This window comes from Solidesulfovibrio carbinolicus (assembly GCF_004135975.1).
In the GTDB taxonomy this organism is placed as follows: Bacteria; Desulfobacterota; Desulfovibrionia; order Desulfovibrionales; family Desulfovibrionaceae; genus Solidesulfovibrio; species Solidesulfovibrio carbinolicus.
In genome coordinates this window covers 721,973-741,478 of record NZ_CP026538.1, presented here as the reverse complement: position 1 = coordinate 741,478, position 19,506 = coordinate 721,973, and the positions used below count along the sequence as shown (strand labels likewise).

The 19,506-nt window shown below is 66.9% G+C and carries 15 protein-coding genes; 7 read left to right on the top strand and 8 right to left on the bottom strand.

From position 1 onward, the window contains the following. Positions 1–7: 7 nt before the first annotated feature. Positions 8–1,192: an MltA domain-containing protein gene (locus C3Y92_RS03305; RefSeq protein ID WP_235669597.1), complete on the top strand. Its 1,185-nt coding sequence runs from the start codon at positions 8–10 to the stop codon at positions 1,190–1,192. A 115-nt stretch (positions 1,193–1,307) separates the two neighbouring features. Beyond that, entirely contained in the window at positions 1,308–2,450 is a 1,143-nt protein-coding gene (locus C3Y92_RS03300; protein WP_129349472.1) for a PP2C family protein-serine/threonine phosphatase, read from the top strand. A 110-nt stretch (positions 2,451–2,560) separates the two neighbouring features. On the opposite strand, the gene C3Y92_RS03295 is transcribed toward C3Y92_RS03300, so the two are convergent. The 4 genes from C3Y92_RS03295 to C3Y92_RS03280 form a co-directional block, all read right to left on the bottom strand. Further along, positions 2,561–2,902: an STAS domain-containing protein gene (locus C3Y92_RS03295; protein ID WP_129349470.1), complete on the bottom strand. Its 342-nt coding sequence runs from the start codon at positions 2,900–2,902 to the stop codon at positions 2,561–2,563. A 176-nt stretch (positions 2,903–3,078) separates the two neighbouring features. Beyond that, positions 3,079–4,299: a response regulator gene (locus C3Y92_RS03290; protein WP_129349468.1), complete on the bottom strand. Its 1,221-nt coding sequence runs from the start codon at positions 4,297–4,299 to the stop codon at positions 3,079–3,081. Next, positions 4,296–6,263 (bottom strand): PAS domain S-box protein, encoded by a 1,968-nt coding sequence (locus tag C3Y92_RS03285; RefSeq protein ID WP_235669596.1) that lies wholly within the window; start codon positions 6,261–6,263, stop codon positions 4,296–4,298. Before C3Y92_RS03285 ends, C3Y92_RS03290 begins: the two co-directional genes overlap by 4 nt. A gap of 76 nt (positions 6,264–6,339) precedes the next feature. Then, positions 6,340–6,786 carry an RrF2 family transcriptional regulator gene (locus C3Y92_RS03280; RefSeq protein WP_129349464.1) on the bottom strand — a complete coding sequence of 149 codons (447 nt, stop codon included), beginning with the start codon at positions 6,784–6,786 and terminating at the stop codon, positions 6,340–6,342. 326 nt (positions 6,787–7,112) lie between these two features. On the opposite strand from C3Y92_RS03280, the gene C3Y92_RS03275 reads away from it, so the two are divergent. From C3Y92_RS03275 to C3Y92_RS03260, 4 genes are all read left to right on the top strand, one after another. Then, on the top strand, positions 7,113–8,348 hold the full coding sequence (locus C3Y92_RS03275) for a response regulator (protein WP_129349462.1): 1,236 nt from the start codon (positions 7,113–7,115) through the stop codon (positions 8,346–8,348). A 173-nt stretch (positions 8,349–8,521) separates the two neighbouring features. After that, positions 8,522–10,132: a sodium/proton antiporter NhaB gene (gene nhaB / locus C3Y92_RS03270; RefSeq protein ID WP_129349460.1), complete on the top strand. Its 1,611-nt coding sequence runs from the start codon at positions 8,522–8,524 to the stop codon at positions 10,130–10,132. Between the two features lie 125 nt (positions 10,133–10,257). Next, entirely contained in the window at positions 10,258–13,788 is a 3,531-nt protein-coding gene (locus C3Y92_RS03265) for a PAS domain S-box protein (protein ID WP_129349458.1), read from the top strand. 172 nt (positions 13,789–13,960) lie between these two features. Continuing rightward, positions 13,961–14,293 (top strand): hypothetical protein, encoded by a 333-nt coding sequence (locus C3Y92_RS03260; protein ID WP_165352058.1) that lies wholly within the window; start codon positions 13,961–13,963, stop codon positions 14,291–14,293. A gap of 72 nt (positions 14,294–14,365) precedes the next feature. On the opposite strand, the gene C3Y92_RS03255 is transcribed toward C3Y92_RS03260, so the two are convergent. From C3Y92_RS03255 to C3Y92_RS03240, 4 genes are all read right to left on the bottom strand, one after another. After that, on the bottom strand, positions 14,366–15,574 hold the full coding sequence (locus C3Y92_RS03255; RefSeq protein ID WP_129349456.1) for a PhoH family protein: 1,209 nt from the start codon (positions 15,572–15,574) through the stop codon (positions 14,366–14,368). A 270-nt stretch (positions 15,575–15,844) separates the two neighbouring features. Beyond that, positions 15,845–16,723 (bottom strand): phosphate ABC transporter permease PstA, encoded by an 879-nt coding sequence (pstA, locus tag C3Y92_RS03250; RefSeq protein ID WP_129349454.1) that lies wholly within the window; start codon positions 16,721–16,723, stop codon positions 15,845–15,847. A gap of 18 nt (positions 16,724–16,741) precedes the next feature. Beyond that, positions 16,742–17,635 carry a phosphate ABC transporter permease subunit PstC gene (gene pstC / locus C3Y92_RS03245; RefSeq protein ID WP_129349452.1) on the bottom strand — a complete coding sequence of 298 codons (894 nt, stop codon included), beginning with the start codon at positions 17,633–17,635 and terminating at the stop codon, positions 16,742–16,744. A gap of 82 nt (positions 17,636–17,717) precedes the next feature. Then, the gene (locus C3Y92_RS03240) at positions 17,718–18,521 is read right to left on the bottom strand and encodes a PstS family phosphate ABC transporter substrate-binding protein (protein WP_129349450.1); all 804 of its coding nucleotides are present in this window, start codon (positions 18,519–18,521) and stop codon (positions 17,718–17,720) included. A 292-nt stretch (positions 18,522–18,813) separates the two neighbouring features. Here C3Y92_RS03240 and rpe point away from each other — a divergent pair, with 292 nt between their 5' ends. Then, positions 18,814–19,488 carry a ribulose-phosphate 3-epimerase gene (gene rpe, locus C3Y92_RS03235; RefSeq protein ID WP_129349448.1) on the top strand — a complete coding sequence of 225 codons (675 nt, stop codon included), beginning with the start codon at positions 18,814–18,816 and terminating at the stop codon, positions 19,486–19,488. Positions 19,489–19,506 lie beyond the last annotated feature (18 nt).

The window sequence follows — 19,506 nt, the reverse complement described above, 5'->3', positions numbered from 1 at the left end:
AAAGATGATGTGCCCAACCACGCCCCCCGCCCGCCTGTCGGCCCTGGCCCTGTGTCTTGCCGCCCTGCTCTGTCTGACCGCCTGCGCCGGCGTGGAGGACGTGCCGCCGGCCGCGCCTGCCAGAGGACCGGCCCAGGCCGCGCCGGGAACAGCCCCGGCCGGCGCGCCGCCCCAGATGCGCGCCCCGGTCGCGCCGGCTCCGACCACGCCCTGGAACACCCGCATCAGCCCGGCCAGCCAGCAGATCCCGAGCTTCGCCTCCCTGGCCCCGGCCGTGGACCGCTCCATCGCCTTTGTGGCCCGCAAGCCGGCCGGAAACGTCGCCATCGACCAGCCCGGCGTGCGCCTGACCTGGGGCCAGCTCCACCAGGGACTGACCACCTTCCGCCGCATCCTGCCCGAACTGGACCGAGACCCGTCGGTGCTGTCCAAATACTTCACCTGGGTTCCGCTCTCCACCGATACCCTGCTCACCGGCTACTACGAACCCACCATCGAGGTTTCGCGCACCAAACAAGGCCCCTACGTCTGGGGCATCTACCGCAACCCCGGCGGGGCCGGCAAACACCACAGCCGCGACGCCATCGACTACGCCGGCGCGCTGTCCGGCAAAGGCCTGGAACTGGGCTTTGCCAAGGACCCCATCGCAGTGTTTTTCCTGCATGTCCAAGGCTCGGGCAAGCTGCGCTACATCGAGGACGGCTCCACGGTCTACGCCCTCTACGACGGTAAAAACGCCCACCGCTATGTGGGCGTGGGGCGCGTCATGGTGGAACGAGGCTGCTTCCCCGAAGAAGAGATGAGCATGCAGCGCATCCGCCGCTACCTGGAAGAAAACCCGACCCAGGTGCGCGAATATCTGACCAAGAATCCGAGCTACATCTTTTTCAAGGCCTCCCAGTCCACGCCGGTGGGGGCCATGGGCGTGCCCGTCACCCCCCACGCCAGCGTGGCCGTGGACCCGGGATTCATGCCCTACGGTTCGCTTCTGGCCGTGGACGGCGACCTGCCCGGCTACCCGCCCGGCACAGGCCCCGGCGTCGAACGCTTCACCGGCTTCGTCATGGCCCAGGACACCGGCTGCATGCGGGGCAACCACTTCGACCTCTACCTCGGCCCCGGCGAAAAAGCCGCCCATCAAGCCGGCCTCATGAAGGGCACGGCCAAGGCCTACGTGTTGGTTCCTAAGTAGTTGGAGAGCAGGAGGAAGATGCCTCCGGCGGCCGGAGGCCTGAGGCCCCCGGCCCCCCAAATGGGGGAAGGGGCGTGGTTGGATTGGACGTTTTGGAGCAATAAAAGGCGAAGCCATGACGCAGGTGCTCATCGCCGACGACAACGCGATCTTCCGGGAAGTGCTCAAACGGCATGTGGCCTCGCTGTTCGGCTATGACGTCCTTGAGGCCGCCACGGGCCTGGATGCCGTCGCCCTGGCCGAAACCCGCCATCCCGACCTGATCCTGCTTGATCTGGTTATGCCGGGCCTGGACGGCATCGAGGTCATCCGCCGCATCCGGGCCAATCCGCGCCTGGCCGACGTGCCCATCATTTTCCTGTCCGCCGAGACCGACCGGCGCGTCTGGGCCGAGGCCCTGTCGGCCGGGGCCAACGACTTCATGCCCAAGCCCTATCACCGCTCGGAACTGGCCGCCCGCATCAACCTGCACCTCAAGCTCGCCAGCCTCGGTCAGGAACTGCGTCGCCAAAACGACCTGCTCACCCGGGAACGCTATCTGGCCGGCTGCGTCCAGCGCCAGCTGTTGCCCCGGGATCTCGAATTTCCGGGCCTGGAATCGGCGGCGGTCTATCAGGCCCAGGAACAGGTGGGCGGCGATTTCTACGACGCCTGGGACGACGGCGCGGCCGTGTACGTGCTCATGGCCGACATCTCCGGCCACGGGGCCTCGGCGGCCATGCTCATGGCCGCCTGCAAGGGCTATCTGGTTTCCCTGCGCCAGGCCGGGCTGGGGCCGGTGGAACTGGTGGCTTCGCTTAACGCCATGCTGTGCGACCTGCTGCTGGGCGGCGATCTCGACAACATGTTCATGACCATGGCCCTGTGCCGTATCGACCGGGCCGCCCCGCTTTTGACGGTGGTCTCGGCCGGCCACGTGCCGGTCTATGTCCTGGGGCGCTCGGGGCTGACCGAGCTGCCGTCCCAAGGGCCGGCGCTGGGCATCCTGCCGGACTGCGCCTGGACGCCGCAAACCACGACCTTCGCGCCTGGGGACACGCTGTTTCTCTACACCGACGGCCTAACCGAGCTGCGGTCGCCGGAAGGGGAATTTTTCGGGGAGGAGCGGGTGCTGGGGAAGCTGCGGCCGGGCACGGCCCCGCGCGACCTCATCGGCGAGATCATCGAAACGGCCCTGCCCTTTTGCATGGGCATTCTCCACGACGACCTGGCCATGGTGGCCGTGCGCCGCCTGGCTCCGGGCGACCGCCAAGTCTAATGGGGCGAGAGCCTCAGCCGCCGGTCAAAACCCCTTGGAACCTTTCCCCGGCTGGGGGGTCTGGGGGCCTCAGGCCCCCAGCCGCCGGAGCATCTTCCCGTCTTCCTTCCTCACCGATACTGGGCCAGGCCCTGGCCGGCGTCGGCGAAGACGTCGAAGATCGCGCCGAGGGTAACCACGCGCACGATCTTGGCGACGTGGGGGTGCAGGCCGCACAGTCCCATGCGCCCGTCCTTGGCGGCCACGGCTTTGCGCACCGACACCATGGCGCCGATGGCCTTGCTGTCCATGAAGGCCACCTGGGTCAGGTCCAAGAGCAGATCGACGGCCCCGGCGCGCTCGTAGCGGGACAACAGCGCGTCGCGGAAGTCGTCGCTGACGGTATGGTCCACTTCGGATACGCCGACCGTCGCCACCAGGCAGGTTCCAGACAGTTGCGCGGACAGTTCCATGGCTCCCCCGCCGCCTGGCCGGCTACGGCCGCAGCGTGGTTTCAGGTTTTTGGCAGCGCGCCCCGCAGAAAGGCGCACGTCACACCCCCCTTTCCCCCTTTATTCGGGGGGGCTGGGGGCCTCAGGCCCCCAGCCGCCGGAGGCATCTTCCTCTTTTCTCTTCTCTATACTTCCGCTCAGTCGTCATCCCGGCCGGGCTGGTCCAGGACGGCCTGGCAGGCGGCGCGCCATTCGGTCAGCCGGGCGTCGAGGCCCGAGGCCGTGAGGTAGAGTTCGTCCAGGGGATTGATGGCGTAGTCGGGGCTGAAGATCACCATTTCGTGTTGCAGGCGGTTGGCCACGTGCACGGCGGCCAGGGCCGAAAAGCCGGCCCGGCGGTCGCGGCCCGGCTCGTGGTGCAGGTAGACCGCCCGCACCACCTCGTCCTCCACGCCCCAAAGCCCGAGCAGGTAAGCCCCGACCTCGGCGTGGGAGGCGCCGAAAATGTGGTGTTCCATGTCGAGGATGGTGCCTTCGCCGGCCTGGCAGGCCCGGATGACTTCTTGGTAGCGCTCGGGGAAGTTGGTGGCCATGACGAGCTTGCCGACGTCGTGCAGCAGCCCGGCGATGTAGCAGTGTTCGCGCACGGCGGCCGGGGCGTCCTCGGTTTCGGCGATGGCCCGGGCGAAGCGGGCCGTGCCCAGGCAGTGGCTCCAGAGTTTTTCCAGATCGAAGTCGCGAAAGGCCTCCTTGTCGAAGCGGTCGAAAAGCCCGATGCCCAGCACCAGGGCCTTGACCACTTCCAGGCCCAGCAGATTGACGGCGTGGGCCGGGCTGGAGACGTGGATGCGCAGCCCGAAAAAGGCCGAGTTGACGAGCTTGAGCACGCCGGCCGACATGCCCACGTCCTGGGCGATGAGCCCGGACACCTCGCGCATGGACGGGTCCTCCTTGGAGAGCACGTCCAGGAGCGCGGCATAGAGGCGCGGCACGGTGGGCAGCCGGTCCAGGCGGGCCACCACGTTTTTGACCCGGTCGTCGAGAAAGACTTCGCGAAGCGACAGGCCCCGGGCGATGACGGCCTTGAGTTCGGCCGGCTGACAGGGCTTTTGCAGGAACTGGTGGGCCGGGCGCACGGTCTGCAGGATCATGTCCCGGTCGGAGTGGCCCGACAGCACGATGCGGATGGCCCCGGGGTTGTGGACCTGGGCTTCGCGCAGGAACATGGCCCCATCCATGCCGGGCATGCGCATGTCGGCCACCACCACGTCGTAGGGCTGTTCGGCGATCATGGCCAGCCCGGACGGGCCGTCCGAGGCGAAATCCATCTCCCACTCCCCGCGCATGTCGTGGAACATGCGGCGCAGGGCAGACAGGACGTTGGGCTCGTCGTCAACGAAAAGGATGCGGGTTTTCACGACAATTCCCCTGGCGCGCTTCGGGCGGGCGGCGGCGAGCCGAAGGGCACGCGCACGACAAAGGTGGAGCCCTTGCCCGGCTCGGATTCGAAATCGATGGAACCGCCGTGTTTGGTCACCACGATGTTGTGGGTGATGGCCAATCCTTGGCCCGTGCCCTTGCCCACCTCCTTGGTGGTGAAGAAGGGATCGAAGATCTTTCGGCGGTTCTCGGCCGAAATGCCGATGCCGGAATCGGCCACGGACAGCTTGAAGGCGGCGCCGTCGGCCTCGGTGCGGATGACGATGCGGCCCTTGTCGGTGGTGCCCTTGACCTTTTCCGCCACGGCGTGGGCGGCGTTGACCAGGATGTTGAGGATGACCTGATTGAAATCGCCGGGGTGGCAGTAGACCGGGGGCAGGGTCCGGTCCAGTTCGAGGATCACGTCGCTGGTATACTTCCACTCGTTTTTGGCCACGGTGACGGTGTTTTCCACGGCCGCGTTGAGGTCCACGGCGGTTTTTTCCTCGCCGCCGGGATGGGAGAACTTCTTCATGGCCGAGACGATGGCCGTGACCCGGGCCACGCCTTCCACGGACTGTTCCAGGGCGCGGGGGGCCTCGTCGAGAAGGAAATCCACGTCGGCCTCGACCCGGGCGGCCTCAATGGCGGCCAACGCGGCGGCGGCGCCGCCCCCTTCGGCCAGCCGGCGGGCCACGGCCTCGACCTTGGCCAGGGCTTTGCTCACGCCGTCAAAGGCGGTGGAGAGAAAATGCAGGTTGTCGCCGATGTACTGGGTGGGGGTGTTGATTTCGTGGGCGATGCCGGCGGCCAGTTCGCCGATGGATTCGAGCTTCTGGGCCACGGCCAGCTGGCGTTCCAGGGCCTTGCGTTCGCTGACGTCGAAGACGATCTCGAAAAGCCGCAGATCGCCCCGGCGCTTGGCCGTGACCACGGTCTTGATGACCGGCAGGATGCGGCCGTCGGGGCGGGTGAGGCGCATTTCCTCGTTTAAGATGTTGCGCTCGGCCAGCACCGAGCAGGTAGGCAGGGGCCGGCCTTCGGGATCGGTCCAGACGATGTCGCCGCAGCGTTTGCCGACGAGTTCCTCCCGGGCGCGGCCGCACAGTTCCTCGGCCATGGGATTGACGTCCTCAACCACCTGGGTGCGCGGGTCGATGATGAAGATGCCGGCCCGGATGCCGGCCAGGATGCGGCGCAGCACTTCCTGCTCGTCGCGCAGATCCTTTTCCACCCGCTTGCTGTCGGTGACGTCGGTGGCCACGCCGACGATGCCCTGGGGGATGCCTCCGGCGTCCTCGAACCGGGCCCGGTGGAAGACCAGATGGCGCTCCCGGCCCGAAGCGTCTTCCAGGGCCACCTCGAACTGCTGCACCCCGCCCTGGGCCAGGATCTCCTGGTCGCGCTCGGCCAGATAGTCGCCGACCTCGTCGGAAAAGATCGCCGCGGCCGTCAGCCCCTGGGCGCTTTCGATGGTGACGCCGAGAAAGGCGGCAAAGGCGCGGTTGACGCCGATGTAGTGGCCGGCGGTGTCTTGGACGTAGATGGGATTGACGGCGGCGTCCATGAGGCTTTTGAGCACGGCCAGCCGCTCGCCCACGTCCTCGCCGCATTGGCTGGCGGCCCCGTCCAGGGCCACGGCCAGGACCGGGCGGGACACGGGCAGGGTGAGCAGGGCGGCGGGCCGCAAGTCGGCCAGGGCGGACAAAAAGGCCGCGTCGCCGCCCTCGGCCAGACACACGGCGGCCAGCCCGCGCAAACGCCAGTCGCGCAGGATGCCTTCGGCCGCCTCCAAGCCGCCCGGGGCCGCCGCCAACACCCCGGCCACGGGCCGGGCCGGGGGAGCCTCCAGGGAACCGACGGCATGGCCCAAGGCCGCGAGCTCCCCGGCCAGCCCGTCCGGAACCCGGGTCCCGGCCGCCGCCAGCAGCACGCCCGCGCCGTCGTCGTTTCCGCCGTTCATGCCTCGCATCGCCTCACGGGTTGGGTCTTTGGGACACTTCCCGATACTAGGTCACAACGGCGGCTTCGTTCAAGCGTTATATGGCGACCGGCTCCGCGTTCGCGCCCAGGGCGCAGCCCGTGGCCCCGGCCACCAGATCGGCCAGGGTGATGGAATCGAGTTTTTCATGCATGGCCCGGGCCGCCTCCATCCACACGCCGCGCGTGAGGCAGTCGGCTTGGCGCGGGCAGGGGCCGGCCTCGTCGGCGCACTCGACCAGCGACAGGTCGCCTTCCAGGGCCCGCACGATGGCGCCCACGGAAATGGCGTCCAGGGGCTTGTCGAGTTCGTGGCCGCCGCGCGGCCCGCGCCGGCTGCGCACGAAACCGGCCTCCTTGAGGTCGCGCACGAGTTTCTCCAGGTATTTCACGGACACGCCCTGGCGGGCGGCGATGTCCTTGATGCGCACCGGACCGTTTTGCCCGTGCAGGGCCATGTCGAGGATCATGCGCGTGCCGTAGCGGCTTCGCGTGGTGAGTTTCATGGGGTAAGGCCTCCTGCGGTGTTGCGGCCAAAGCGCCGCAGGCATGGAGCGGCATCCATACGTAGATGGTAGACAAACGGCGCGCAGGCGTCAACGCAAAGGCCATCGGTCGAGACAACGGCTCCCAAAATCGGTCCATGCTCTTGGCCCTCGACGCGCGAACCGCGCAAACGGCCCGGAGCGCTTACTGCCGCCGGTCTTGACAACGCGGACCGCCGGGTGAAGGAATCAGCCCCCGGCGGCCCATGCCGCCCAGGTCCGCTCCCGCAAGCGGGACGCTGTTGTCGTTTGGCCCCCGGCCGCCGGGCGGCCGTCAAGGAGTCGCCATGCCCGTTGTTTCCCTGTTTCACGGCGCGTTTTGCCAGGAAAAAGCCGTGGCCGACGCCCTGGCGGCGGCCGCGAACCTGACCGTCGTCACAGATGATGCCTGCATCCGCCAGGCCGGGGAGCGCTCGGGCCTGGGGCCGGCCGCCGTGGCCCGGGCCTTTGCCGCCAAGGTCTCGGTTTTTGACCGCTTCACCCACGAAACCAACCAGGCTCTGGCCTGGCTGCGTCTGGTTCTGGCCGAACGGCTGGCCGAAAACGACGCGCTGCTTTTGGTCGGCGGCTGCGCCCTGCTGCCGCCGCGCGCCATCGGCCACATCCTGCGGGCCTGCCTGATCGCCGACGCCCCGGCCAGACGCCGTCTGGCCGCCGAGGCCGGCCACGACGCCCAGAGCGCGCGCAAACTTTTGGCCGCAGCCGACGCCGACCGGGTCGCCTTGGCCGCCCGGGCCACGGGGTCGGCCGATCCCTGGGACCCCATGCTCTTCGACATGGTCCTGCCCATGGACAAGCTGCCCCTGGCGGCCGCCGTGGACTGCCTCGTCGGGCATCTGGGCGACGCCGCCGTGCAGCCCACCGAGGCCACCCGGGCCGCCGCGGCCGATTTTCTCCTGGCCGCCAAGGTCCAGACCGCCCTGGCCGCCAAGGGCCACGACGTGCGCGTGGCCGCCCACGACGGGCTGGTGAGCCTCACCATCGAACGCAAGGTGCTGCTGTTGTCGAGCCTGGAGCGGGAGCTGCGGGCCATCGCCGCCGCCGTGCCCGGCGTGGCCGACGTGCTGGTCAAGGTGGGCAAGGGCTTCTACCAGTCCGACATTTATCGGCGGGCGGATTTCGACATGCCGTCCCGGGTGCTGCTGGTGGATGATGAGCGGGATTTCGTCCAGACGCTGTCCGACCGCCTGAGCCTGCGCCAGATCGGGGTCCATGCCGTGTTCGACGGCGAGACGGCTCTGGCCGCCGTGGCCGGGGAGGCCCCGGACGTGCTGGTGCTGGACCTGCGGCTGCCGGGCATAAACGGCCTCGAAGCCCTGCGCCGGGCCAAGGCCGCCCGGCCCGACCTGGAAGTGGTGGTGCTTTCGGGAGCGGCCGGCCCGGCAGAACGCCAGGCCTGCCTGGCCCTTGGCGCCTTCGCCGTGCTGGACAAGCCGGCCGACGTCGATGCCCTGGCCGAGGTTCTGCGCCAGGCTGGGAAGAAGGCCAGAGCCAATCAATCGGCGGCCGCAACCGGGGCGTGAGAAAACAAGTTTCCCGTTCTAACCGCCCCGACTTGAAGGAAAGAAAAAAAATCACGTCGGGGCAGCGTGTTGGCAAAGCTGTCCCCAAGTTCGAGCGCCTTGGACTTGGCGGCGGCCTGGGCTAGGATGCGGCGGTTTTTCCCCGCCACCGCCAACGCCAAGGAGTCTCGCCCATGCCGCGGACATTGCCCCGGGCCCTTCTCGCCAACGTGCTCGGCAACTCGCCGGACTGGTACAAGCTGACCATCCTCGCCTTTTTGGTTGTAAACCCCATCCTGCTGGCTGTAGTCGGCCCCTTTGTGACGGGCTGGCTGCTCATTGGCGAGTTCATCTTCACCCTGGCCATGGCCCTGTCCTGCTATCCGCTGCCGGCCGGGGGCCTGCTGGCCCTGGAGGCCGTGCTCATGGGGCTGACAACGCCCCAGGCCCTCTACAACGAGACGGCCCACAATTTTCCGGTGATCCTGCTTTTGATCTTCATGGTGGCCGGCATCTACTTCATGAAGGATATGCTTCAGTACGTGTTCACCAAGATCCTCATGAAGGTGCGGGGAAAAATCGCCCTGTCGCTGCTTTTTTGCTTCGCCGGGGCCTTTCTCTCGGCCTTCCTCGACGCGCTCACCGTCACCGCCGTCATCATTGCCGTGGCTTACGGCTTTTACGAGGTTTACCACCGCCACGCCTCGGCCGGGAAATGCCGGTTGGGCGAAGACGTCGGCATGGGCGACGCCTGTCGCCGGGATCTGGCCCAGTTTCGCGGCTTTTTACGCAACCTCATGATGCACGGCGCGGTGGGCACGGCCCTTGGCGGCGTGTGCACCCTGGTCGGCGAACCGCAGAATCTGCTTATCGCCCATGAAATGGGCTGGCATTTCGGGGAGTTCTTTCTCAAGGTCGCGCCGGTGTCCATGCCGGTGCTGGTCGTGGGCCTGGCCACCACCGTCCTTGTCGAGCGGTTTTCCCTTTTCGGCTACGGCTTCAAGCTGCCGGCCGAAGTGCGCCGGGTGCTGGCCGCCGAGGACGCCCGGCGCGACGCGGCCATGACCCAGCGCCAGCGGGCCAACCTCTACGTCCAGGGCGCGGCCGCCGTCTATCTCGTGGCCGCCCTGGCCCTGCACCTGGCCGAAGTCGGGGTCATCGGCCTGTCCATCATCATCCTGCTCACCGCCTTTTGCGGCGTCACCGAAGAGCACCGCATCGGCCACGCCTTTGTCGAAGCCCTGCCCTTTACCGCCCTGCTCGTGGTCTTTTTCGCCATCGTGGCCGTCATCCACGACCAGCACCTGTTCGCCCCGGTGACGAACTTCGTGCTGTCGCTTTCCGGCCGCACCCAGACCGCCGCCTACTACCTGGCCAATGGCCTGCTCTCCATGATCAGCGACAACGTGTTCGTGGCCACGGTCTACATCACCGAGACCAAGGCCCATTTCGTGAAGCTCCTGGACGCCGTGCCCGGCCTGGGTCTGTCCGGCTCCGAACTCCTGGCCCGGCTGGCCGATCCGGCCAACAGCCGCGACACGGTGCTGGCCGGACTGCCCGAGGCCGCCCGGCCGGCCGTGATCGCCACCCTGACCCATTTCGACCGGCTGGCCGTGGCCATCAACACCGGCACCAACATCCCCAGCGTGGCCACGCCCAACGGTCAGGCCGCGTTCCTGTTTCTTCTGACCTCGGCCCTGGCCCCGCTGATTCGCCTGTCCTACGGCGAAATGGTCAAGCAAGCCCTGCCCTACACCATCACCATGAGCCTGTCGGGCCTGGCCGCCGTCTGGCTCTTTTTGTAGAGCAAGGCACGTTCGCTCAATCCCTCTTGCCACGCCCTGGCCGCCGGGGCTATGCTCTTCATGCTGCGGGGTCCGGGCCGCCCGGGTCGGACCCCGTTTCACGGCAGTGAGGAGACGTTTTCCGCATGGTCAAGGCCCGCCTCAGGACGGTGATCTGCGCCGCCATCGCCCTTGCGGGCGCGGCCCTGGCCACGCTGCCGGCCGGTCTGCTCATCTACGGGGCCCAAGCCGACCGTTACGCCGCCGAGAAGCGCGCCGAAGCGAGTCTGCTGTTGTCCGAAACCCGGCTCACCCTGGACGCCGCCCTGGCCGGCCGCCTGGTCATCCTGCGCGCCCTGGCCGCCCTGGCCGCCACCCGGCCGGAGGTGGACGAAAAGGATTTTTCCGTCTTTGCCTCGGGATTGGCCGCCGGCCTGCCCGACGTGCGCTCCCTGCAGCTCGCCCGCGACCTCACCGTTTCCCACCTCTACCCGACCATCAACAACGGCGGCATCCTGGGCCTGCGTCTGGCCGACAGCCTGCCCAGGGTCCAGATGCTGGCCCTGCGCCGGGCCATCGACAACAATACCCCGGTCCTCGACGGTCCCGTGCCCCTGCTCCAGGGCGGCACGGGCCTCATTTTGCGCCTGCCGGTCCAACTTCCCGGCGAAAACGGCGGGCCGCCCAGGTTGTGGGGCCTGGCCACGGTCATTCTCGACGCCAAGGAATTTTTCCAGCTGGCCGCGACCCCCGCCTCGGGACTGCGGCTGGCCGTGCGGGCCACCGATGCCGACACCGGAACCGCTCGCCTCTTGGCCGGCGACCAGACCGTCTTTGGCGACGCTCCGGTCCTGGCCCATCTGGACACGCCGGGCGGGACCTGGGAACTGGCCACCATGCCGGCCGGCGGTTGGACCCGGCTGCCCGTGCCGCCGCCGCTTCTGGCAGGCGGCTTCGCCTCGTGGGTCGTGCTGTCGGCGGCGCTGTTTCTGCTTTTGTCCTGGCCGGCCCGGCTGGCCGAGGCGGTGGCCCGGGCCACGGCCGCCCTGGACGCCGCCAAGGAAGACCTGGAGCGCACCGTGGCCGAGCGCACCATGGCCCTGACCACGGCCAACGAGGCCCTGCGCGCCAGTGACGCCCGCTATCAGGCCTTTATCGACGCCACCAGCGGCATGGCCTTTTTCAAGGACGAAAACCTGCGTTATCTGGTGGTCAACCGCAATCTGTGCCAATTCTACGGATTGCCCCCCGAGGCCGTCATCGGCCGCGACGACGCCGCCGTCATGCCGCCGGAGCTGCTCGCCGAATGCCGCCGCTCGGATCTGGCCGCCCAGCAGGGGGCGGCCATGCTCACGGCCTTGGAAACCCTGGGCGACCGGGTGTTCGAGGTGCGCAAGTTTCCCGTGCCCCTGCCCGGCGGGCTGACCGGGGTCGGCGGCTACGTCTACGACGTCACCGACCGCCTGGCCGCCGAAAACGCCCTGCGCCAAAGCGAGAAGGCCCTGCGCGATCTCTACGACAACGCGCCGGTGGGCATCTTCACTTCCCTGCCCACGGGACGCTACCTCACGGTCAATGCCTTCATGGCCCGCATGTACGGCTACGCCGACCCCGAGGACATGCTGCGCCAGGTGAAGGACATCGAAAGCCAGATGTACGTCGACCCCGCCGACCGCCACAGATTGATGGCCTTGCTGGAACAACGCGGCTCCCTGTCCGGCCACGAGACCCGCCGCCGCACCCGGGACGGCCGCGTCATCTGGGTGTCGCTGCACGCCCGGGCCGTGCGCGACGCCGCCGGCAAGACCTTGCGCGTGGAAGGCTTTTGCACCGACGTCACCAGCCGCAATCAGGCCGAGGAGGCCCTGGCCGAGCAGGAAAACACCCTGCGCATCATTTTCGACAACTCGCCCCTGGGACTCGTAGCCTTCGCCCCGAACGGGGCCATCCTCAAATGCAACGCCCGGTTCCTGGAAATCGTCGGCACGACCGAAGATGTGGCCTGCGGAGCCAACGTCCTGTCTCAAATGCCCGAGGCCGCCCGCCAGGCCCTGACCACCGCCCTGGCCGGAACCGCGACCCGGATGGAAGGCTCCTACACCTCGGTCCTGGGCGGGCGCACGCGCGTGCTGCGGGCCATGTTCAACCCGGTGGCCGCCGGCCAGGACCCCACCCCGGTCATCGCCTCGGTGGAAGACGTGACCCTGCAGCACGAACAGGAACGCAGCCTGCGCCTGCTGCGCGCCGCCGTGGAGCAGTCCCCGGCCTCCATCGTCATCACCGACGCCGAGGGCGCCATCGAATACGTCAATCCCTTCTTCACGGCCCTGACCGGCTACAGCGCCGAGGAAGCCCTGGGCAAGACCCCCCGTGTGCTCAGCAGCGGCGTCCACGACCGGGCCTTTTTCCAGGCCATGTGGGACACCCTCCAGACCGGCGGCATCTGGCGCGGGGAGCTGTGCAACCGCAAGCGCAACGGCGAGCTGTACTGGGAAGATTCGTCGATCTCCCCCATCCGCGACGAGCAGGGAGTCGTCACCCACTACGTGGCGGTCAAGGAGGACATCACCGAACAAAAGGCGCGGGAAGAGCGTCTGGCCCGGCTCATGTCCGAGCTGGAGGCCATCTTCAACGCCTCGTCGGTGGGCATCGTGCACCTGGGCCACGAGGGGCGGGTGATCCGGGCCAACGCCCGGTTCGGGGCGCTGTTCGCCCTGGACCCGGCCACCCTGGCCGGCCGCCCCCTGGAAGCCGTCCACGAACACGAACAGCGCCGGGCCGCCCTGCGGCAGGAGATTCTGGCCGCCGTGGCCGCCGGCCAGGAAGCCTCGGTGGAGGAACGCTTCCGCAACCCCGACGGCCGCACGCTGTGGTGCGCCGTTCACGGCCGCCTCATCGATCCGGCCGCCCCCCAAGCCGGCTCCATCTGGATTTTCGACGACATCACCGCGCGAAAGGAACTGGAGAGCGTGCGCGAGGACGTGGAACGCATCATGCGCCACGACCTCAAGGCGCCCCTTGGCAGCATCGTCAACCTGCCCGAACTGGTGGCCGCCCTGGGCGAGGTCAACGAGGAGCAACGCGACATCCTGGCCGAGATCGAACAAGCCGGCCGGTTCATGCTCGAACAGATCGACCTGTCCCTGGACCTCTATAAAATGGAAACCGGGACCTTCCAGCCCGACCTGCAGCGCATTGATCTGGCCCACATCGTGGCCACGGCGGTGGACATGCTCGCCCCCCTGGCCCGGACCCGGGGCGTGCCCGTCGCCTTCCCGCCGGACCAGCCGCCGGTCTTTGCCCTGGGCAATGCGCTGCTCGTCCAGACCACGGCCGGCAACCTGCTCAAAAACGCCCTGGAAGCCGAATCGGCCGGGGCCACGGTTGTGGTGGGCTTTTTCGCCGCCGGCGACCAGGCCGGCTTCGCCATCGCCAACCCCAGCCCCCCACCGGCCGAGATCCTCCCGATCTTTTTTGAGAAATACGCCACGGCCGGCAAAACCAAGGGCAATGGCCTGGGCACCTACTCGGCCCGGCTCATGACCGAATGCCAGGGCGGGACCATCCGCCTCGACGTGTCGGAATCCGCTGGCACCACCGTCAGCGTATCCCTCCCCCGGGAGCACGAAGAGACGCCGCCGGACGACCACGAGACGCTTGGGCCGTATCGTTCCTGACCACCCCGTATGAATTCTGTACGTTCCTAGAACGTGGCGCGCTCCAACGACGCAACGTAACGTCCTAATATAACTCTTTTTTCCCATCCTCGGCCCATGGCCCGCATCTTGCTCAACATCAGGGCAACCGCAACCTCAGCCAGGACCTTGTCCTGGCGCAAAGGAGCACCTGATGAAACGGACCATGGGCATTGTTGCGTTCCTGGCCATGACGCTTCTTGCCGGAAGCGTGTACGCTGGCGGCATGGGAAACGGCAGAGGCTCCGGCATGGGCGGCTGGACCTCGACCGACGCCTCGTCCAGCGTCTGCCCCGGCTACGGCAACGCCGCCTACGGCGAACGCGGCCAGGGCCGGCGCATGGCCGCCTGGAACAACAATCAGGCCGCCCGGGGCCGCCAGGGCATGGGCGGCTGGATGCAGGCCGGACCGGCCAATCAGGGAGGCGGCCAAGGCCGCATGGGCCCGGGCATGGGACAAGGCATGGGACAGAGAATGGGACGCTGATAGCCCCTCACTTCCGCATCATACGCGCCGGCCCGTCCTCCTGGATGGGCCGGCGCGAAGCCGCCAAGGACGCTAGAGCTTGGATCGAAGCACCATATCGGTAATAGGCCCGCGCGAGCGTTCGCCCTTGAGCACGATGTGGGCGTAATTGGGGAACCCCTTGAACTTGCGCACGATCCAGTTGAGCCCGTTGTTGGCCTCGTTGAGATAGGGGTTGTCCACCTGGGAGGTGTCGCCAAGGACCACGCATTTGACGCCTTCGCCCATGCGGGTCAGAAGCGCCCGGACTTCCGAGCGGGCCAGGTTCTGAGCCTCGTCGATGACCACGAAGGCGTTTTCGATGTTCATGCCGCGCACGTAGGCCAGGGGCAGGATCTCGAACTTCTTGGGATTGACCCGCAGCATCTCATCGTTGGGGTTGAGGAAGACCTTGTTGGCCGCCCGGCAACGGTGGAGCTTGACCAGCAGATCGAAGACGTATTTCACGTAGGGTTCCATCTTCTCCGACACGTCGCCGGGCAGGTAGCCCATCTTGGCCCCGATCTCGATGGTGGGCTTTAAGACGAAAATCTTGTCGAACTGCTTTTTCTCCTGCACGGCGTAGAGGGCGGCGGCCAGGGCCAGGAAGGTCTTGCCGTAGCCGGCCTCGCTTTGGATGGAGACGAGGTCGATGTGAGGCGCCATGATGAGTTCCAGAGCCAGGTTCTGGTAGACCGTGCGCGGGCGCACGTTCCAGACGTCGCAGGTGTGGCTGATGACCCGCTCGCCGTCCGGGGCGTGGAGCACGGGTTTGCCCTCGCGCCAACTGAAGCAGTTGGGCACGATGTCCTCGCCCTCTTCCACGAAGCCGGTGTAGCGCTGGGATTCCGACTCGAAGGGCTTGGAGTCGCGCAGCTCCTCGCTTTTGATGCCGCGCAGTTCGGCCTGGAGCTTGAGGATTCGGTCGTTGGTGACCAGCACCGGGTCATCGATGGTGGAGGCCTGGATTTCGTCGAGGATGTGGTTGTCGACGATGTCGGTGAAAGCGGAATGGCTCTTGTCGTTTTGGATGAAGTGGATGTGGTCGCGGTTATCGCTTAAAACGCCGATGACGTTGGCCACGATATGGCGCAGCTTGGGCGTTTTTTTGAGCGCCTCCAGCTCCATGAGCACGTGGTAGGGAATGTGGATGGCGTTTTCCACGCCGTTTCGCAGCTTGAGCACGCATTGCGGATTTTCGATGAGCACGTTGGTGTCCAGGACGTAGTTCTTGCGTCCCGTCGCGTCGCCGCCGTCGGTCATGCGAAGCCTCCCTGGTTCGCCGGGCCGGGCCGGCGTTTGCGGACAAGTCCCGGCCCGGAGTCCCGGGCCAAACAAAAAGCGGCGGGACGCCTTACGCGTCCACGCCGCCTTTTTTCATCTTTTCCGGCTCGTTGCCGTGCCGGTTCGGACCAACCTACCGTCCAAACGCACCCTCCTGCCTCCCCCTTATCCCCTTTCTTCAACTGGGGGGTCCGGGGGCCTCAGGCCCCCGGCCGCCGGAGGCATCTTTTCTTGCTTTCTCTTCGCGTACTACCGCTTCTTTTGCAGCTTGGCCCGGTAGAGGATGGCCCCGAGGTTCATGCCGAGGACCAGAACGATGAGCACCAGCGCCGTGCCGTATTGCAGGGGCCGGGTCTGGTCGATGTCAGTCCCAGCCGTGGCCAGGACGTAGATGTGGTACGGCAGGGCCATGACCGAATCGGTGATGTTTGTGGGCAGGTAGGGCGTGAAAAAGACCGAGGCCGTGAACATGATGGCCGCGGTTTCGCCGGCCACCCGGGAAAGGCCCAGGATCGCGCCGGTGAGCATGCCGGGCATGGCCGCCGGCAGGACCACCAGCCGGATGGTCTGCCACTTGGTGGCCCCAAGGCCCAGCGAGGCTTCGCGGTAGGTCTGGGGCACGGACTTGAGCGCCTCTTCGGCGGTGCCGATGATGACCGGCAACACGAGGATGGACAGGGTCAGGATGCCCGACAAAAGGCTCACGCCCAGGCCGAAGAAGGTGACGAAAAAGGCCAGGCCGAACAGGCCGAAGACCACCGAGGGCACGCCGGCCAGGTTGTTGATGCCCAGGCGGATCAGCCGCAGGGTGCGGCCGGGCCGGGCGTATTCGTTGAGATAGATGGCCGAGGCCACGCCCAGGGGAAAGGCCACGCACATGGTGCCCAGGCTTAAATAGAGGGTGCCCAGGATGCAGGGCAGGATGCCGCCGGCGGTCATGGAGTCGCGGGGCATTTCGGTCAAAAACGACCAGCTGATGGCCGGCAAGCCTTTGACGAGCAAAAAGCCGCAGATAAGCACCAAGGCGGCCATGTTGATGAGCGAGGAGGCCCCGAAAACGCCCCACATGATTTTTTGGGTGCGGTGGCGGCGGGCCAGCCCGGCATGGGTGAGGGCGGTCTGGTTCATGATGTCGCTCCTGGTCGCTTACAGGGTGGCCGCGCCGACCTGCTTGTGCTTTTCGGCCACATGGCTGGCGATGAGATTAAAGGCCAGGGTGAAAAGGAACAGCACGATGCCGATGGCGAAAAGCGCCCGGTAGTGGTCGCCGCGGAAGGACGCCTCGGCCATTTCGGCGGCGATGCTCGACGGCATGGGCCGCACCGGGGAGAAAATCGAGGTGGGGATCATGGCCGCGCCGCCGGCCACCATCAACACGACCATGGTCTCGCCTATGGCCCGGGACATGCCGAGCATGACGGCGGTGGAGATGCCCGACAGCGAGGCCGGCAGTACCACTTTGGCGATGGTCTCGAAGTGGGTGGCCCCCAGGGCCAGGGAGGCTTCCTTGAGTTCCCGGGGCACGGCGTAGATGGCGTCCTCGGACACCGAGCAAATGGTGGGCACGGACATGAACGCCAGCATCATGGCGGCGTTAAAAAGGTTGAGCCCGGTGGCCAGATCAAAGGTTTCCTGGATAAACGGCGCGACCACCACCATGCCGAAAAAGCCGATGACCACGGAAGGCAGGGCGGCCAGCAGCTCCACGATGGGCTTGAAGATGTCGCGGGTGCGGCGGCTGGCGATTTCGGCCAGGTAGATGGCGGTCATGACGCCCAGGGGGATGGCGATGGCCGAGGACAGGGCCGTGACGGCCAGCGAGGCTACGATGAGCGGAAAGATGCCGAACTCATGGGGTTCGGAAGTGGGATACCAGTAGTGGCCGAAAAGGAAGTCCGTCACCGAGACGATCTTGAAGATCGGCAGGCCCTCGATGAAGAGGTAGAGCATAATAAGGGCCAGGGCCACGATGGAGCTTAAGGCCGTGAGGAAAAAGGCGTTGCGGATCAGGTTGTCCTTGGACTGGCGCGACATGGCCATGGCGTCTCTCCCGGGAGCGCGCCCCGGGCCGCTTCAAGCGGCGGCCCGGGGCGCGAAGGGTTCTTCGTGGGGCGGGCGGGGCTTAGTTGATCGAGACGAAGCCGGCTTCCTTGACGAGCTTCTGGCCTTCGGCGCCAAGCAGGAAGTCGATCAAGCCCTTGACCGCGCCGGCGGGCTCGCCGTTGGTGTAGATGTAGAGGTCGCGGGAGACGGGGAACTTCTTGGCCTTGGCGTTTTCGGCCGTGGGCTCGACGCCGTTGACCTTCAGGGCCTTGGTGGAGGCGTCGAGATAGCCTATGCCGATGTAGCCCAGGGCGTTCTTGTTCTTGCTCACGGCCTGAACCACGGCGCCGCTGGAAGCCTGCATGAGGGCGCCCGGGAACACGCGCTCCTTCTTCATGACCAGCTCTTCCCAGCTCTCGTAGGTGCCCGAAGAGGTGTCGCGGGAGATGACGACCACCGGGCCTTCGCCGCCCAGGTCCTTCCAGGAGGTGATCTTGCCCATGTAGAGGTCTTTGAGCTGGTCGGTGGTGATCTCGGTCAGCTTGTTGGCCGGGTTGACCACGGGCACGATGGCGTCGACGGCGCACACGATCTGCTTGGGCGCGATGTTTTTGGTCTTGGCCAGGTCGAGTTCCTTGGGCTGCATGGCGCGGGAGGCCATGGCAACATCGGTGGCGCCGTCGATGAGCGCCTTGATGCCGTTGCCCGAGCCGCCGCCGGAAACCGAGATCTTCACGTCGGGGTGCGCCTTCATGTAGGCCTCGACGACCTTCTGCATGATGGGCAGAACGGTGGTGGAACCGTCGACCTTGATGGTGGTGTCGGCCAGAGCGGTAGAGGCCATCATCAGAAACGCGGCCACGATGCCAATAAGCTTTTTCATGAGAATCCTCCGTAGAAAAGTGATGGTCGCGCAAGGTTGGCGCGAATTGCCCCAGGTGACGTGGTGAAGGTAGGAAGGCTCCGTTACGGTCCGGTGACGCGGGGGACAAGAACGCGTGACGTCGGTTACGCCGTCCGTTTCCGGGCCATTTCCGGCATACGCCTCGGGCGGATTTGTGACAACGGTCCCGAACGGCCCGCCGCCGCCTTGCCTGCCTTGACCCGGGGCGGCCGCCGGTCTATCCATGGGATCAAGACGCCGTGCGCGTCACAATCCTTCAGCCGGAGCCGCCATGACGCCGCCGTTTATTTTGTCGCCCTCGCTTCTGTCCTCGGATTTCGCCCGGCTGGCCGACGAATTGGCCGCCCTGGAAGCGGCCGGATTATCCTGGGTCCACCTTGACGTCATGGACGGGCAGTTCGTGCCCAACATCACGTTCGGGCCGCCGCTTATCGCCGCCATGCGCAAAACGAGCCGGCTGTATTTCGACACCCACCTCATGATTGAGCGGCCCGAACGCTATCTGGCCGAATTCCGGGCGGCCGGCTCGGACCTCATCTGCGTCCATGCCGAGGCCACCGTCCACCTGGAACGGGCCGTGGCCGAGATCGCCCGTCTGGGCGCGGCCCCGGCCGTGGCGCTCAATCCGGCCACGCCGCTTTCGGCCGTGGAATGGCTGCTGCCCCAGTTGGACATGGTACTCATCATGACCGTCAACCCGGGCTTTGGCGGCCAGTCCTTCATCCCCTTCTGCCTGGACAAGATCCGGGCCTTAAGCGCCCTGCGCCGGGAGCGGGGACTTTCCTTCCGCATCCAGGTCGATGGCGGCGTGACCCCGGACAACACGGCCGCCCTGCTGGCCGCCGGAGCCGACGTCCTGGTTTCGGGCTCGGCCTTTTTCGGACACCCCCCCTACAAGGAACGCCTCGATGTCTTTCACGCGGCGGCCGTCTCCAAACCGGCCTAGCCGTCCCAGTCGCCGTCG